The organism is Acetobacter fabarum (genome assembly GCF_040702925.2).
Lineage (GTDB): Bacteria > Pseudomonadota > Alphaproteobacteria > Acetobacterales > Acetobacteraceae > Acetobacter > Acetobacter fabarum_B.
This window is the reverse complement of sequence record NZ_JBFCXX020000001.1, coordinates 392,863-410,142: the sequence shown is the minus strand read 5'-3', so window position 1 is coordinate 410,142 and position 17,280 is coordinate 392,863. Positions and strand designations below refer to the sequence as shown.

Below are 17,280 nucleotides of genomic sequence, written 5' to 3'. Positions count from 1 at the left end.
CTATCCGGTCCTTAGTCGTCAGGGTTGCACACATCTTTTCTTATTCTGGGGACCGCGTGGCTTGGGGACAAGATAAATATGCACTCCAAACAAAATTCTTTTGTTGAGTGGGGTTGCAAGCCCAATATGACAGTGCTAGTAGAGCGTCACCGGCACGGAAGTGGTGTTTTACACTTCCAAATCGTCGTACTGCTGGGGGATAGTTTAGCGGTAGAACTACCGGCTCTGACCCGGTCAGCCCTGGTTCGAATCCAGGTCCCCCAGCCAGATTTTTTCCCAATTATAAAGCTGTTGTGTTTCATACCTTTTTTGCTTCAAGGTATTTTGCGCATTTGCATGAAAGTCGCAGCTTAACTCAAGCCATCATAATAAGCTGCGGGCTTACATTTCTCAGTGTCGCACACGCTATAACTTCATAACAACCATTCCCATAGGCTTAAGATTTTACTCAAGCTATGCCAGATTCACTTAAAGTAAATTTTAAATCGACGATATCGTGAATGGATTAAGTTTATTTATCTGCACGCGGAATAAGTATTGCACGGCGCTGATTTAGGTCAATGCCAAGCATACCTTGGTCGTAGGCATGCATTCAATCAGACCCACAAAATTCTCAACCGCGTGAAATTCTGTTAACAAAGCTTAAACGAGCTTGATATTGTCTTAAAATTATTCTTTTGTGGCAGAGTCGATAAATGAAATTTGGGTGATATGTTTGATATTCCAGCTTTATGCTACAGTCGTAAAGACTTCGGCATGACGGCATGGAACTGCTATTCGTGCACGTAGCAAGAAGTTTCGAGGCAGTCGTTTCTCGAATGACCAAGCTTCAGGGTGTTCCCCGCAGGGACTGTACTTGCGGATTTGTAATCGCAATAGAGGTCAGTCGCTATACTCTTATCACAATAACGCTCTCGTTCATTACCCCTGCATAGTTTTTACGCATCCAAGGCTCAACAATGCTCACTTCCGAATCTTCTGCCCTTTCTCATGACACAACATTATATTTTGATATGCTCGAGCAGGCGGCCGATGGCGTTGTTATTATTAACCAGCTTAATCACATTGTTTTTTTCAATACTGCGGCTGAACAACTCTGGGGCTGCTCTGCGGCCGACGTGATTGGCAAGAATGTGAATTGCCTGGTACCGCTGGAACACCGGGCCCAGCATGATGGGTATATTAACCACAACAGAAATACCGGCATTAATCATATAGTTGGCACATCACGAGAGGTTGTTTTCAGCCGCACCAATGGTGATTACGTCGCAGCTGAAATGTCGATTTCCACAGCGATAATCGGACCGGACAAGCAGCGTTATTATATGGCTTTTCTTAAAGGTGTGACTGAGGAAAGCCATCGTAGAAAAATATTGGACCTCCAGAACCGTGTTTTTCATGAACTCTCGGGGGAAGCCCCGGAGCAGGACATCGCGGACATGCTCTGTACGGAAGCTGAGCAACTTGTTCCTAATAGTGTAGCTGTTCTTTTACAGGTAAATTCTGAACAAAATCTTAAGATTCTCTCCGGGGAAGGGTTGTCACGCAGAAAAATCGCAATGCTTATGCGCATTGTGCTGACTGATGCGGATATAACAGCACTCACTCTGGCCCCGGAAGAAGCGCGCGCCATTGTCTGGAACGACAAATCCGGTAATGGGTATGAAAGCGAATTCCTGGATTGCTGGGCTTCGGCTATCTGCAACGGGGCAGGGGAACTCATTGGTATTTTTGCCCTTTACTCGCGCAACCGGGATAAAATAACCAACTGGCCCCAAAAAATTGTTGCAGGTTGTGTGCCATCCTGCGCCGCTATTATCGAACGGGGTAAAACCCGCCAGCAACTGAGCAGGCTGGATCGTTATGACCCGCTGACAGGTCTGCTGAACCGTAATGCGGTCACCACGATCCTGAAGGAGATGACCCTCCAGACAGCCTGCGCTCCGTTTGCTTTGCTTGTGCTTGATGTCGACCTGTTTCAGGACATCAACAACCTTATGGGGTACGATCAGGGGGATGCTCTTCTACAGACCATGGCCCAGCGCCTTATCGCGCAATGCCGGAGCAATTTTATAACTGGCCGATTGGGTGGTGACGATTTTGTCGTTATTATCCCCAACGGAGATCACGATATTGCAAACACGTTTGCGGATAGTCTGACCGCGGCAATGCGTGAGCCAGTTGTTATCAATAATCAGGAAATCATCATCTCGCTAAGTATCGGCATAAGTCTGTACCCAGATGACGGCCTTGAAATCGAGCATATTCTGAACCGGGCTGAAATGGCCATGCTTGAAGCAAAAAAAACGGCCCGTAAAAGCTTCCGCTTACTTGGAAGCATTGCGAATGATGATGTCCGGGCACGTGTTATCATCGGTTCGGCTTTACGCAAGGCTATTCAGGATTCTGAACTGGAGTTGTTTTACCAGCCCCAGATCAGCATTAAAAACAATATGCTATATGGGGTCGAAGCGCTTTCGCGCTGGCATCACCCAACATTGGGCACCATTCCTCCCTCACGCTTTATTCCCATAGCGGAGGAAACCGCCCAGATTGAAGCCATTGGATTATGGTCACTGAACGAAGCGTGTGCCCAGATAGTCAAATGGGATGCAATCGGGCTGCATGTTCCTACTGTGAGTGTAAACCTGTCCGCGGCACATTTTAGTAATCCCAGCCTGACGGAACAGATTGTCAATCTGCTCTCCCGTTACAACCTTGCCGCCAACCGCTTGACGATAGAAATAACGGAAGGCGGCATGATGCAGCAGAACATTGAGACCATGACAACACTCACCGCCCTGCGCGAGGTTGGTGTCGGTCTGTCTCTTGATGATTTTGGCACGGGTTTTTCTTCCCTGTCGCGTATTTCGCATCTGCCGCTGACAGAAATCAAGATTGACCGCAGCTTTATCATTAATTTCGAAAAAGACGTCAGTTCTCTTATCGTGACTGAAGCCGCGATCAATATTGGCAAAAGACTTGGCGTACATGTTGTAACAGAAGGCGTGGAAGATATGTTTCAGGAAACGCGACTGCGCACTATGGGCTGCGATGTCATGCAGGGATACCTCTTTGCACGTCCCATGCCGCCAGGTGATCTTTTACATTGGATGCAGACAAGACCTTCTTACGCATCCATGGTCTAGGCCGCAGATACAAACATCATTTACCGAAATCATTGAGAGCATCTACTGGCCAGAAGGGCATTTCCAGCCAGAAAACCTCAGGAAGATATAAGCAGGAGAAGAGAAATGAATAGCATCTCAAAAGAAATAAAACATTCACAAATTCGTGCCCATGATTTTGCAGATCTGGAATACCGTCGCAAATTCATGAAATTATCAGACGAGGAGTGCGCCTCCATTCGTCTGATCAAAGATATTATTGATCGTGAACTTCCTGTTGCGCTGGAGGTTTTTTACGAACAGGTCCGAAAAACTCCTGAGACAAGCAAATTTTTTTCATCTGAGACGCATATCGAACGTGCAAAGCATGCGCAGCAGCAACATTGGAAAAATATTTCTTCTGCCAATTTTGACCAAAAACATGCCGAAAAAGTCTATACTATCGGCAATGTACACGCACGGATTGGTCTGGAACCGCGCTGGTATATTGGCGGTTATGCCATTGTTATGAACCATCTGATCCGGAGCGTTATCTCGACTTTAGTGTCCAAACCGGGTCTATTTACAAAAAAAACAGCCATTTCCATAGAAGAAATAGGCGGGGCTCTGGCAAGCCTATGTTCGGCAGTCATGCTTGAAATGGATTTAACGATCTCTGTCTATCAGGAAGAGGCAGAGAAAGCGCGCCAGAAATCACGTGATGAACTGATCCAGAAAGAGCAGACTTTTGTTGCGGACAGCTTTGGCATCATCCTAAGTGAAGTTGCTGAACGCAACCTGTCCCAGAAAATGGATAAGGAACTGCCTTCAGCTTACATCCCGATGCGTGACAATCTGAATGGTGCCATTGAATCCCTGCGTGACACACTTGAGATTGTCAATGACACAACAGAAACAATCGATATTACGGCTGGTGAGATTAATAGTGCTGCTCAGGATCTGGCGCACAGGACGGAACAGCAGGCTATATCGGTTGAAAAAACGGCTTCTGCAGTTGAGCAGATTACAGCAACAGTTACTTCCACAGCCGCACGGGTGACTGAAGCCAACGCCTTTGTAAGCAACTGCCAGAACATTACTGAACAGTTCGGAGTTATGATCAATCGCGCAACGGCCGCGATGTCTGAGATTGAGAAGTCCTCCGAGGCTATCAGCAAAATTACCAATGTCATGTCCAACATTGCCATTCAGACCAACCTGCTCGCACTCAATACCGGCGTGGAAGCAGCACGGGCCGGTGAGGCAGGGAGCGGGTTCCGGGTTCTGGCGCAAGAAATTCGCGATCTTGCCAATCGCGCTGGGAATGCGTCTAAGGAGGTCAAGGAACTTGTAGAAACGTCCCGTGAGCAGGTTTTGTCTGGTGTTTCAATTATGGAAGAAGCTGGGCATGCCATCAGCACCATCATCTCAAGTGTTGCGGATATTGGCGATCATCTGAAGGCCATAGCGGAAGCTGCATCTGAACAGGCTACGGCGTTGCAGGAAGTCAATAATGCCGTTTCCTCCATTGATCAGGGCACACGCCAGAATGCTGCAATGGTGGAGGAAACCTCTGCGGCAAGTTCTGGCATGGCGCAACAGGCCCGCAGGCTCAAAGGGTTGCTGAACGAATTTACTCTGTCGTAATTCGTTTGTTATCCGGAAAGTAAACAAGGCATTTCATCATTGCAAATGAAATGCCTTGTTTATCAATCATGCAATGATCATATTTTTTAGTAAATCATATTAACGGCAAACTGCGGCGAGATTTTTACACCAGTATTATGGCCTGCATAATAGATTGCAGAGCCAACAATTACACCAAAACGAGGGCTCCAATTATATTCCACGGCAGGTGCGATCTGCCAGTCACCGCTGCTGGAGGCAATACGGTCAACATGTTTACCCGTAGTGTCAGTACCCCATATGTGGGAGCCATTTGCCCAGTCTCGTGCTAGATCCATGACCAGAACCCAGGAATGGTTCAATCCATATTCCAAAGAAAAACCAGCCTGCCCGCTCATTCCGGGACTACCACGACCGTGGAAGCCATTACCCGTACCATAACTGGTCACATCTTCCAGATGAGTGGAGGCAAGTGCATGACGGAACCATCCCCATGTGCGCAAACGCAATGCATGGTTTCCGTTCACAACGTAAGTCGACTGCTCAGTAATGGCCATACGAAAAACATATGCGCCAGTGCCATTACTGTCCTGTTTGTTCTGTAATTTATTATAATCTCCTGTGGGAAAATACACACCTGCGAAAAGGTTAAGAGCTGGAATATATTTTTTAGGATTTGGATCTAAAAACCTCCAGATCATATCCACTGGGAAATCCCCGAATTTGGGACCTGATGAATGACCGTGTCCGTGCTCCCAACCGTAATTAACCACCGTATGCGCCTGAATACTGATGTGATCGGTAATTCCGTATTTCCACATGGTAGAGTTACTAAACATCTGTTGTCGTGGATGCTGTGGGTGACTGCCGCCATCCGATGCAAAATAACCGACAGGCTGTGTGTAGCTATAATAGGGTTCAACGCCAAGAAGGCCAGCACGAGGTTGTGCCCCTGATGGAGAGACTAGAGAACCTGTGTACCACTGATCCTCTGCTGCGCGCGCAGGTCCCGTATAAAATGTCATCATGATACCAGTTGCGGCGAGAAATTTTGGATATTTTATTTTTTTTATACTTGCCATATTCGTCTTTCTTTTCCGCATTCAATACAGATCCCATGTTTCATGGTGCATAACATTGTCAGATAAAAAACTCCATACAATGTATAAATAATTATTGATAAAACATTCATATTATACTTTATGTTAAAACCGTAACAATCCGATATTGAAACAATTATATGTTTATTATTTATAAACTCTGCAAGAGTCACTTGACAGCCCGCCAGTCACAACAGAAATGTAAGCTTTGAAAACCGGAGAAGCAAAGTTCCTACTGCATGGAAATAACAAATTTTGTTAAAACGCTACTCAATTCATGCCCGGAAATTGCCCTGTTTCTGGCCATTGCCATTGGGTATGCTATTGGAAAAATCCGCTTTGGTTCTTTCCAGCTTGGTGGGGTTGCCGGATCTCTGCTTGCCGCTGTAGCAATCAGTCAGATTGGTCTTCACATTGATTCCGGCATTAAGGCAGTGCTGTTTGCACTCTTTATTTATGCCGTTGGTTTTCAAAGTGGCCCGCAGTTTTTTCGTTCTCTAGGGCGTCAATCCATGCGCGAAGTCCTTATGGCTGTTGTTCTGGCCATAAGCGGCTTGCTGACTGTTGTCGCCGTGGCCCGTATCTTCCATCTGGATAAAGGTCTGGCAGCAGGCATTGCCGCTGGTGGCCTAACGCAATCCGCCATTATTGGAACAGCCAGTTCCGCCTTGGAAAAAATGGGGCTTCCACTGGCGCAGGTCCAGCAGATGCAGGGAAATGTCGCGGTTGGTTACGCGGTAACTTACATTTTTGGCTCTTTGGGGCCCATTATTCTTTGCGTCAATGTTCTACCGTGGCTTACAAAACGCAGTATTCGTGAAGACGCTCTGAAAGCCGAAGCCGCGCAAATGGGCGGTGTTCATATTTATGCAGAGGGTGAACAGCCCGCTCTACCAGAGCTTGTCGGGCGCGTTTTTACCGTTATGCAAAGTGGGCAAACGGTTAGCCAGATAGAAACTCCAGCGGTCACCGTGGAGCAGATACGCCGCAATGGCAGCACTCTTGGCTTTTCTCCTGACACTCAAATCGCTGCTGGAGATACGGTTTTACTCTTCGGCCATAGAGCGGACGTTATTGCCGCCGGGCAGGCGCTGGGCAAGGAAATACGCAACGCAGACAGCATGGATGTAACCATGGTGCGTCGCAACATTGCCCTGACCAACAAAGATTTTTTTGGCAAAACAGTGTCAGAATCTGTCCAGTTGCTGGCTGCATCCGCACGGCATGGCGTTTACCTTATAGGCATCAACCGGAACGGAAAGCCCCTCCCCCTGACTGCTGATCTACACGCAATGTCAGGTGATATCATCTCGCTTTATGGCACCAGTCAGGACGTGCAGCGCGTTGCGTCCCAGTTGGGACCAATTTTGACCAGCAGCGTTAAAACCGATCTTGTTTTCCATGGCTGTGGTCTGGTTCTGGGCCTGTTGATGGGGCTGGTTGTGGTTCGCATGGGATCGGTTCCCCTGACTTTGGGGAGTGGAGGGGGCGCTTTGCTCTCCGGGCTCTTGTTTGGCTGGTACCAAAGCAGGCACAGCACAAAGGGCAATATGCCTGTGGCGTCTTCTGCCTTACTGGTGGACCTTGGTCTTTCCGGTTTTGTTGCGGTTACAGGATTGCAAACAGGCCAGCAGGCTGTGGCAACCATTATCGAACACGGCGTTACACTGTTTATGCTCGGCGTTATTGTAACGCTTGTGCCACTTGTCCTGACCATGCTGTTCGGTCGCTACGTGCTTCGTTACGGCAACACGGCCATCTTTGCAGGGGCTCTGGCGGGTTCACGCAGCGCCAATCCAGCTTTTGGCGAAGTCCTTAACAAAGCTGGCAATTCTGTTCCAACAACCCCCTTTGCCATCACCTATGCCGTGGCAAACGTGCTGCTGACCCTTCTTGGGCCTCTGGTTGTTGCTTTTTCCTGATCCTGTTTTGCACTTTATGAAAGCGAGGACACGATGGCTATTGATTACGCCAAGTTCAAAAACCTTAGCCCCTTTGAGCTGAAAGACGAACTCATTCGGCTGGCGTCCAGCCATACAGACCGCGCCATGCTTAATGCCGGTCGTGGTAACCCCAACTTTTTGGCCACACTTCCTCGCTCGGCTTTTTTCCATCTTGGCCAGTTTGCCGTTTCGGAATCTGAGCTGTCATTTTCCTATATGACGGCAGGCGTGGGCGGCCAGGCGCGCGTGGAAGGCATTGAAGAACGATTTGAACGTTTTCTGTCCGACAACCGCGACAAAAGTGGCATTTTCTTTCTGGGGCGGGCACTAAGCTATGTGCGCGATCAGATGGGGCTATCCGCATCTGCCTTCCTGCATGAAATGGTGGAAGGAATACTGGGGTGCAATTATCCGACCCCACCGCGCATGCTGACCATGAGCGAGCAGATAGCAGGACATTACGTACTGCGTGAAATGGTAGGAAGTGCTCTGTCTGTTGAAAGCACGGATTTTTTTGCGACCGAAGGCGGCACCGCCGCTATGGCTTATATCTTTAACACACTCAAGCAGAATGGCTTGGTGAAAAAAGGAGACAAGGTTGCAATAGGCCTGCCCGTTTTCTCACCTTACATTGAAATTCCACAACTGAAAGAATACGGGCTGGAAGTTGTTTCCATTCATGCTGACCCGAGCATGAACTGGCAGTACCCTGCTTCCGAACTGGAAAAGCTGAAGGACCCGGCCGTTAAAATTTTCTTCTGCGTCAATCCCAGCAATCCTCCATCTGTAAAAATGGATGATGCTTCGCTGGAACTGATTGCATCCATCGTCAAAAACGATCGTCCTGACCTGATGATTCTAACCGATGATGTGTATGGCACCTTTGCAGATAACTTCCGCTCCCTTTATGCAGTGTGCCCGGCCAACACCATTCTGGTTTACTCTTTCTCCAAATATTTTGGGGCCACCGGCTGGCGTCTGGGGGTTATTGGCATCCATAAAGATAATGCCATTGACGGTTTGCTTCGTGCTCTTCCGGAGAGTGTCCGTAGAGATCTTGGGCAGCGTTATTCAAGCCTGACTACAGATTCCAGTACACTCAAATTCATTGACCGTCTTGTGGCTGACAGCCGTGCCGTCGCTCTAAATCATACGGCTGGCCTTTCCACCCCCCAGCAGGTGCAGATGGTGCTCTTTGCCCTCTTTGCCCTGATGGATGAAACCAGTCATTACAAAGCCTCTCTCAAGGCGGTTATTCACCGTAGAGAGGCAACGCTTTACCGCGAACTCGGTGTTGAACCAAAAGAAGATGCCAACGCGGTTGACTATTATACACTGATCGATCTGGAAACCGTGGCCCGTGAGCTGTACGGCAAAAAATTCGCCAAATGGGTGCTCAAGCGTGCAAGCACTGGCGAAATGCTGTTCCGCATAGCGGATGAAACCGGCATCGTACTTTTGCCCGGCGAAGGCTTTGGAGTGCAGAAACCCGCAGCCCGTGCATCCTTGGCGAATCTGAACGAATACCAGTACGCAGCCATCGGGCGTTCTTTACGCAAAATGGCAGATGAATATTATCAGGAATTTCTAAAAAGCGCTGCATAATACCTGACCTCAAAGACTGGGTAAGGTCTTCTTTTGTTCCGGGTAATACTTTTTATGTCATGGTGTGGGACAAAATTCTGTCCCACACCATTGTTACGTAATTTATTCATCAATGCATCCGCCATCACGCAAGCTGAAACTTGATTTTTCAAATTATCTACCTGACAGGTATGTCAGGAACAGATTCCGAGATTGATGAAGAATCAGATGAATAAAGTATAATTTAAAGACGGGTATGTATATATCTATATCCATGTAAATATAGATAACTGCTACGTTGAGCCCATTCTGCCCGTGACTGGCACAGTGAATGTATGCATTTTTGCAACACTTCCTTGATTTTACGCATAAAAATACAAAATCCTACCGACACCGCACGCCAATGTGATCCTGATCAATGCTTTAATTTGTGAGAGTATATATACAGGTTGAGAATTACTGTTTGTTTACAAATACCGGGATGATGCAGATGGCTCTGGGGCGCAGAGAGTTTTTAAAAAGTGCAGGAACGTGCGTGGGGGGAGCCAGCGCCATTGCCCTTGGTTTCGCCCCACCGCAGGCTCTTGCGCAGGAAACGCGGCAGTACAAGCTGCTGCGCGCAAAGGAAACACGGAACAACTGCACATACTGTTCGGTTGGCTGTGGCCTGCTTATGTATTCTCTGGGAGATGGCGCCAAGAACGCCAAACCCAGCATCTTCCACATTGAAGGTGACCCTGACCATCCCGTAAGCCGTGGCTCACTGTGCCCAAAAGGGGCGGGGCTGGTTGACTTCATTCACAGTGAAGGCCGCCTGCATTATCCTTCCTATCGTGCGCCGGGCAGCAAGGAATGGACCCGGATCAGCTGGGACGAGGCCACTGATCGCATTGCCCGTCTGCTCAAAGATGATCGCGACAAAAATTTCGTAGCAAAAAACGAAAAAGGTGAGACTGTAAACCGCTGGCTCACTACGGGTATGCTGGCCTCTTCCGCCGCCAGCAATGAAACGGGATTGCTGGATTTCAAGTTCGCACGCTCACTGGGCATGCTGGGTTTGGACTGTCAGGCCCGGCTCTGCCACGGTCCTACCGTTTCCGCTCTGGGCTCGTCTCTTGGGCGCGGCGCCATGACCAACAACTGGGTGGATATTAAAAACGCCAACGTTGTGCTGATTATGGGCGGCAACCCGGCTGAAGCCCACCCGGTTGGTTTCAAATGGGTCATGGAAGCCAAAATCCGTAATGGCGCCAAGGTTATGGTTGTGGACCCCCGGTTCAACCGTAGTGCCGCTGTGGCAGATTTTTATGCCCCTATCCGTGCAGGCTCTGATGGTGCATTTTTGCTGGGGGTCATCAACTATCTCCTGACACATGACCAGATCCAGCATGACTACGTCAAAGCCTATACCAATGCACCGTTTGTCGTGCGTGAAGATTTCAGTTTCCATGAAGGTCTTTTCAGCGGATATGATGCTGCAAAGCGGAGCTATGACAAATCTTCATGGGCATATGAACGCGATGCACAAGGGTATGCCGTAACTGACCCCACGTTGCAGAACCCGCGTTGTGTCATCAATCTGCTACGCCAGCATGCCGCACGCTATACGCCTGAAGTTGTGGCGCAGATTACCGGCACACCTGAAAAAGACTTTCTGCATGTCTGCGAAACCCTCGCGGCAACCAGTGCGCCTGATCTGACATCAACCATCCTGTTCGCTCTGGGGTGGACACACCATACCAACGGTACACAGATCATTCGTACCGCCGCCATGATTCAGCTTCTGCTCGGCAATGTCGGCATGCCCGGTGGTGGCCTGAACGCCCTGCGTGGACATTCCAACATTCAGGGGTATACGGACCTCGGTCTTCTGTCTGTCCGCCTGCCGGGCTATATGAACCTGCCCAAGGAAAGCCAGCAGACACTGGATAGCTACCTGCAAGCCGTAACGCCCCATGCGGATGAGCCGGGGCAGGTCAACTACTGGCACAATACGCCCAAATTCTTTGTCAGCCTGATGAAAACCCTGTGGGGGGATCACGCAACGCCCACAAACAGCTGGGGCTATGACTGGCTGCCAAAATGGGACCGCAGCTATGATATGCTGGCCTATTTTGAAATGATGTATCAAGGCAAGGTGAACGGGTATATTGCGCAGGGCTTTAACCCCCTCGCTGCAATGCCTGATAAAAACCGTATGCGTGATGCCTTCTCCAAACTCCGCTTCCTGATCACTATGGACCCTCTGGATACGGAAACGGCCAACTTCTGGCAGAACGAAGGTGCTTTCAATGATGTAAAGCCTGAAGATATCCAGACAGAGGTCTTCAGACTGCCCGCGTCCTGCTTTGCAGAGGAAAACGGGTCTATCGTCAATTCCGCACGCTGGCTGCAATGGCACTATGAAGGCGCCAGACCGCCGGGTGATGCATGGAATGATGGTCACATCATCGGTACCATTTTTACCAAGCTCCGGGCGCTGTATGCAAAGGAAGGGGGGGCCTGCCCCGAACCTGTCCTGAATATGCAGTGGAATTATCAGGACCCCGCAGACCCAATGCCCGAAGAGGTCGCCAAGGAAGCCAATGGTTATGCGTTGGCCGACATAACAGACGACAAAGGTCGGATTGTTGTGCGCAAGGGTGAGTTGCTGCCTGATTTCTCGGTTATGAAAGATGACGGTACTACAGCCAGCTACTGCTGGATTTTTGCCGGTTCATGGACTCAGGCCGGTAACCAGATGGCCCGGCGCGACAATACAGATACAGGTCTGGGCACCACCCCTGGCTGGGCGTGGGCATGGCCTGCTAACCGCCGCATTCTGTACAACCGCGCTTCGCTCGATGTTCAGGGGCATCCATGGGACCCCAAGCGGCAACTTATTGCCTGGGACGGACAACGCTGGGGCGGTGGCGATGTACCGGATTACCCGCTCACTTCTCCACCCAATAGTGGCGTTGGTCCGTTTATCATGCACAGCGAAGGTGTTGGCCTCCTGTTTGCCGGTGGAGACAAGCTGGTTGACGGGCCATTCCCGGAACATTACGAGCCGACCGAGACCCCGGTTCTCTCCTCTGCGCTCGGTAAAACCGCGCTCCGGAACCCGGCTGCACGTTTTTATGCGGATGAAAAGCCCCGTATGGGCGACCCGGCCCAGTACCCTTATGTGGCCACGACGTACTCCATTACGGAACTGTTCCGGCACTGGACAAAGCATTCCAGACTGAATGCTATTATGCAGCCTGAACAGTTTGTAGAAATTGGGGACAAACTGGCAGGTAAGCTCGGTATTGTTGCAGGCGATATGGTGCGCGTTTCCTCCCACCGGGGCTATATCGAGGCCAAAGCCGTGGTTACAAAAAGACTCAAGCGCCTGAGTGTTATGGGCAAAGACCTTGATCAGATTGGCGTGCCTTGCCACTGGGGCTTCAAGGGGGCGACCCGCAAAGGGTATCTGGCCAATACGCTTACTCCGGCCATTGGGGATGCCAATTCCCAAACGCCGGAATTTAAAGCATTTCTTGTTAATGTTGAGAAAGTCTGAGGTGCGCTGATGGGTATGCAGTCACAAGACATTATCCGCCGCTCCGCCACCAACGGACTGACGCCGCTGCCACAGGCCCGCAGTCACGAACAGGAAGTGGCCAAACTGATTGACGTCTCCCTCTGCACCGGGTGCAAGGGGTGTCAGGTCGCCTGTTCAGAATGGAACGACCTGCGCGATGAAGTCGGGCATAACGTGGGGGTATACGACAACCCTGCCGATCTGACGCCAGAAACATGGACCGTTATCCGTTTTGATGAGCGTGAAGATGAGGCGGGCAAACTGGAATGGCTGTTACGCAAGGAAGGCTGCATGCACTGCGCCGAGCCGGGCTGCCTGAAGGCATGTCCGAGCCCGGGGGCCATTTTGCAGTTTGCAAACGGCATTGTGGATTTTCAATCCGAACAATGTATTGGCTGCGGTTACTGCGTTGCAGGCTGTCCGTTTGATATTCCGCGTATCAGCAAGAAAGATAACCGGGCCTATAAATGCACTCTCTGTGCAGACCGGGTAGCGGTTGGGCAGGAGCCTGCCTGCGTTAAAACATGTCCAACAGGTGCAATCTCCTTCGGTTCCAAAGCCGAGATGAAAGACCTTGCGGCAACCCGGGTTGAAGAACTCAAAGGGCGCGGCCACAATGGGGCAGGGCTTTATGACCCTGCGGGCGTGGGCGGCACGCATGTCATGTATGTTCTCACCCATGCCGACCAGCCCAGCCTGTACCATCGCCTGCCGGATGACCCGCATATCAGCCCCGTTGTCCGGGGCTGGAAAGAATGGCTTAAACCCGTAGGCGCACTTGGGTTTATTGCAACTCTGGCCGGGGCCTTTGCCCACTACATGGGCGTTGGTGCCAATACGACTGACGAAACACCTCCAGCGGAGCCAGAAAAAGAACTGGAAGATGCGGGACAGGGCCCGAACGACAACGGGAGGGATGCATAATGGACAATAATAATCTGGTCTTACGCACCAAGCTTGTTGACCGCCTGTTCCACTGGAGCATGGTGTCATGCTTTATGCTGGTCGCCCTTTCGGGGCTGTCCTGGTTCTTCCCGAGCCTGAACTGGCTGGGTTATGTGCTTGGCCCGCCGCAGCTTGCCCGTGTGCTCCATCCTTTTCTGGGTATTGCCGTTTTCGGGCTGCTCATGTGCATGTTTGTCCGCTTTGTGCACCACAATCTTTTTGTGCGCACGGACCTGACATGGTTCAAGCATATTATGGAAGTGCTGCTGAACAAACATGGGCAAAAACTCCAGATTGGCAAATACAACGCAGGGCAAAAAATCCTGTTCTGGGGTATTATGTCCCTGATCAGCCTGCTGTTTGTCAGCGGGTTGATGATCTGGCGGGCTTATTTTGCAGCGCTGTTTCCCATTCCTGTCCTCCGCCTTGCACTTCTGGCGCATTCCGTTGCCGGGCTGGCACTTATCCTGCTGGTTATTGGGCATATTTACATGGGTATCTGGGTGCGTGGCTCCATTGGCGGCATGATCAGCGGTTATGTCTCGCGGGCCTGGGCCCGGCAGCATCATGACCGTTGGTACGAAGAAGAAATCGCCCCAACCAAACCTTTGCCATCCAAAAGGCATGGCTGATGCTGGACAGTTCAGATATTGTTGCCCCAGATAAACGGACACCCGGTGTCGTAGCGATTGATCCAGCCATTTACCCCATGCTGGACAAGCTTTATGCGCGCCGGATTGACCGTTTGAAGGCGCAGATCCTTTTGCAGGGGGAAAACGGAGAATATTTTCGTTTTCTAACGCATCTGGTGCAGGTCCAGCAGGATATTCTTGCGCAAACACCACTTGAGCAGGCGGATGTGGAGGCCATTCACAGCCTGCTCAAACAGGGTGTTGCTGACACAGCGCAACTCGAACATAGCCTTGGCAGCATACAGTGCTGGCAGGCAGCCTATATAACACTGGCAACACAGCTTACACCTATGCTCCCGCAAAAGGTGGCTCAGGCACTTGGCTCTCTATCGGCTGACAAAGCAGGACTCACCAAAGCTGCCGCTCATCTTTTGCAAGCTGATTATGCACAGGTTGATGCAGGTGTCGCCGTTATACTGTGGGCAGCCCTTTCTACCTGCTGGGCTCAGGCGGTTACGCTCAAGCAAGGGGAGGGGATTATACAATCTCTGGCGCATGCTACGCATTGTCCGTGCTGCCATGCGCCACCAGTTGCCAGTCTTGTCATGGGAGGTGCGCGCGAGGGGTTACGCTACCTGCAATGCAGCCTGTGCGAAGTACGCTGGCACCGGGTCCGTGCTGTTTGTGTAGCGTGTGATGCCAGCGGGCAAATGGATCACTGGACATTGGATGACGCCAAATCCGCTATCCAGATCGAAACCTGTGGGGATTGCAGGAATTACATCAAAACACTCCGTCTGGATTATGACCCGGAACTGGAAGCCGTGGCCGATGATCTGGGCAGCCTGCTGCTGGACAGTGCCATGGAGGCTGAAGGCTTCATGCGCATCGGTATAAACCCGTTCTCCTTCCCCGCATAACAACATTACGGACTGTCGCGTGCATTCACTCCAACCATCGGCTACTCATGACCGCACACCAGCCCCGGCCATGGTGGACTATGAACATGCACTGCGTATTTTATCAGCGCTGGTCACGACGTTACCTGCCCCTGAGATTGAGCACGTCCCCGTCCATCAAGCTGATGGACGCGTTCTGGCCACGGCGTTGCAAGCGCTCGCTCCACGGCCAGAAGCCGATATTTCCGCCATGGATGGCTATGCTTTCTGCTGTGCGGATATTGCCGATACCGGGCAGGCAATCAATACCATTCCCCTACGGGATTACGTCGTAGCCGGGGATCAGCCCGCCCCCCATCATAGGGGCACAGCCGCTACAATTCTAACCGGTGCTCGCCTGCCAGCAGGTGCAGACTGTGTTATTGCACGCGAACGGGTGGAAGTGCGTAACGGGTTATTGCACCTTACCCCGTCCGACATAGCCGTAGGCAAAAACATCCGTCAGACAGGAGAGGAGTTTGCTGCTGGCTCACTTCTCCTTACTGCCAGCCAGAAACTTGACTGGCGACATATTGCGCTCCTTGTCAGCCAGAACATCAGGCAGGTTCCCGTTTATAAACCTTGTCGGGTTGGTGTGATTGCAAGTGGTGCCGAATTCGCCCAGTCAGCCCCAGACAGCCGGGCAGAAATTAACACACCTTTGCTCCATGCAATGCTCACGCGTCAGGGGGCTCATGTTACAAGCCGTATCGTATGCTCCGATAGCCGGGAGGACCTGCTGGCTGCCATATCTGAACTGGCGGAACAATCGGATATCCTGCTGACAACGGGGGGCATTTCTGTTGGCCAGACAGATAACGTCCTGCCAGTTATGGAACAGCTTGGCGCGACCTGTCTGTTTCGGCGTGTCAAAATTCGCCCAGGCAAGCCTTTTACTCTCATGCAGTTAGGTTCCGTGCCTGTCTTTTGCCTGCCCGGCAATCCGGGAGCTACGGCGATATGTGCCCAGGTTTTTGTTCTGCCGTTCCTCCGCTCATTTATGGAGCACAGGCAAGCGCTGATGAGCTTCCCCGTGCTGCACGGAAGGAGCAGCTTTTCCTATCCTTCCCTATCAGATGCGACTGGTTTTGTGCCGGTCACTTGTGCCCAGAGTGGCAAGGAAACAGTGTTTTCTCTTGTACCTTCAAAAGGTGCGTCTGACGTTCTCTGCTTTTCCCGAGCCGATGGCCTCCTGCTGATCCCACCCGGACAAGCCATAACGATTGGGGACTGGTGTTCCACAACGCGGTTTTGCAGCATATAAAAGTAAATATATTCGTTTTTTACGTTATTTCCCAAGAAAAAAGATTTTTTTGAATATAATCAAAAATAGATTGGGTCTCGTTCAGAGAGAAAAAAACTTTTCCCCCTTCGGGGTTTTGCAAAGGAACACTATCTGTCGCAACAGCCTGAATATGGGTGGTCTTTGCAAAGAGGGGCTCTTTGCCTGTTGTGGAACGCCAGACTTCCAGACAGGCCGGCACCTCGGCATGGAAGCCCTCTACCAAAACAAGGTCTACGGGTTTCATGATCTTGAGCAGGTCATTCAATTTGGGAGGGGTTGGGCTTTGATGCTGCAAAAACCAGCGCGTCGGCGTTGCAAGCATGACCTCCACCGCACCACTTTCTCTATGCTGGAATGTATCTTTCCCCGGTGTATCCATATCCACGCCATGATGGGTATGTTTAATTGTGGAAACACTTAACCCCTGTTGGCAAAAAAGAGGAACAAGGCGGCTGATAAGATGCGTTTTACCGGAACCACTCCGCCCGATAATGCCAAAAACCCGTTGTTTGCGATAAGGGGATGTCACGAGCGGGCCAGTCCATACAATATTAA

The 17,280-nt window shown here is 50.7% G+C and carries 11 protein-coding genes, 1 tRNA gene and 1 pseudogene; 11 read left to right on the top strand and 2 right to left on the bottom strand.

Features of this window, described 5'->3' with window-relative positions; genetic code table 11:
• Window positions 1-193: 193 nt before the first annotated feature.
• The 4 genes and pseudogenes from AB2L51_RS01905 to AB2L51_RS01890 all read left to right on the top strand — a co-directional run bounded on the left by AB2L51_RS01905 (window position 194) and on the right by AB2L51_RS01890 (window position 4,754).
• Window positions 194-267, top strand: a tRNA-Gln gene (locus AB2L51_RS01905).
• Between the two features lie 692 nt (window positions 268-959).
• Window positions 960-1,298: pseudogene (locus AB2L51_RS01900) on the top strand (PAS domain S-box protein); the annotation flags it as partial.
• A 261-nt stretch (window positions 1,299-1,559) separates the two neighbouring features.
• Complete coding sequence (locus AB2L51_RS01895) at window positions 1,560-3,149, top strand: putative bifunctional diguanylate cyclase/phosphodiesterase (RefSeq protein ID WP_395580988.1); 1,590 nt, start codon at window positions 1,560-1,562, stop codon at window positions 3,147-3,149.
• Between the two features lie 105 nt (window positions 3,150-3,254).
• A complete protein-coding gene (locus AB2L51_RS01890; protein ID WP_395580887.1) occupies window positions 3,255-4,754 on the top strand; it encodes a protoglobin domain-containing protein in 1,500 nt (499 codons plus the stop codon).
• Window positions 4,755-4,840: 86 nt separating this feature from the next.
• On the opposite strand, the gene AB2L51_RS01885 is transcribed toward AB2L51_RS01890, so the two are convergent.
• Window positions 4,841-5,761, bottom strand: coding sequence for a hypothetical protein (locus AB2L51_RS01885; protein ID WP_395580987.1), 921 nt, complete (start codon window positions 5,759-5,761; stop codon window positions 4,841-4,843).
• Between the two features lie 311 nt (window positions 5,762-6,072).
• On the opposite strand from AB2L51_RS01885, the gene aspT reads away from it, so the two are divergent.
• From aspT to AB2L51_RS01850, 7 genes are all read left to right on the top strand, one after another.
• Window positions 6,073-7,755 (top strand): aspartate-alanine antiporter, encoded by a 1,683-nt coding sequence (aspT, locus tag AB2L51_RS01880; protein WP_395580886.1) that lies wholly within the window; start codon window positions 6,073-6,075, stop codon window positions 7,753-7,755.
• 33 nt (window positions 7,756-7,788) lie between these two features.
• Window positions 7,789-9,381, top strand: a complete 1,593-nt coding sequence (locus tag AB2L51_RS01875) for a bifunctional aspartate transaminase/aspartate 4-decarboxylase (protein WP_395580885.1) — start codon at window positions 7,789-7,791, stop codon at window positions 9,379-9,381.
• Between the two features lie 469 nt (window positions 9,382-9,850).
• Window positions 9,851-12,904 (top strand): formate dehydrogenase-N subunit alpha, encoded by a 3,054-nt coding sequence (fdnG, locus tag AB2L51_RS01870; protein ID WP_395580884.1) that lies wholly within the window; start codon window positions 9,851-9,853, stop codon window positions 12,902-12,904.
• 9 nt (window positions 12,905-12,913) lie between these two features.
• Window positions 12,914-13,849 carry a formate dehydrogenase subunit beta gene (fdxH, locus tag AB2L51_RS01865; protein ID WP_166109683.1) on the top strand — a complete coding sequence of 312 codons (936 nt, stop codon included), beginning with the start codon at window positions 12,914-12,916 and terminating at the stop codon, window positions 13,847-13,849.
• A complete protein-coding gene (locus AB2L51_RS01860) occupies window positions 13,849-14,502 on the top strand; it encodes a formate dehydrogenase subunit gamma (RefSeq protein WP_395580883.1) in 654 nt (217 codons plus the stop codon). Before fdxH ends, AB2L51_RS01860 begins: the two co-directional genes overlap by 1 nt.
• A complete protein-coding gene (gene fdhE, locus AB2L51_RS01855; RefSeq protein ID WP_395580882.1) occupies window positions 14,502-15,422 on the top strand; it encodes a formate dehydrogenase accessory protein FdhE in 921 nt (306 codons plus the stop codon). Before AB2L51_RS01860 ends, fdhE begins: the two co-directional genes overlap by 1 nt.
• 19 nt (window positions 15,423-15,441) lie before the next feature.
• Window positions 15,442-16,704 (top strand): molybdopterin molybdotransferase MoeA, encoded by a 1,263-nt coding sequence (locus AB2L51_RS01850; protein WP_395580881.1) that lies wholly within the window; start codon window positions 15,442-15,444, stop codon window positions 16,702-16,704.
• Between the two features lie 19 nt (window positions 16,705-16,723).
• On the opposite strand, the gene mobB is transcribed toward AB2L51_RS01850, so the two are convergent.
• Window positions 16,724-17,254, bottom strand: a complete 531-nt coding sequence (mobB, locus tag AB2L51_RS01845) for a molybdopterin-guanine dinucleotide biosynthesis protein B (protein ID WP_395580880.1) — start codon at window positions 17,252-17,254, stop codon at window positions 16,724-16,726.
• Window positions 17,255-17,280 lie beyond the last annotated feature (26 nt).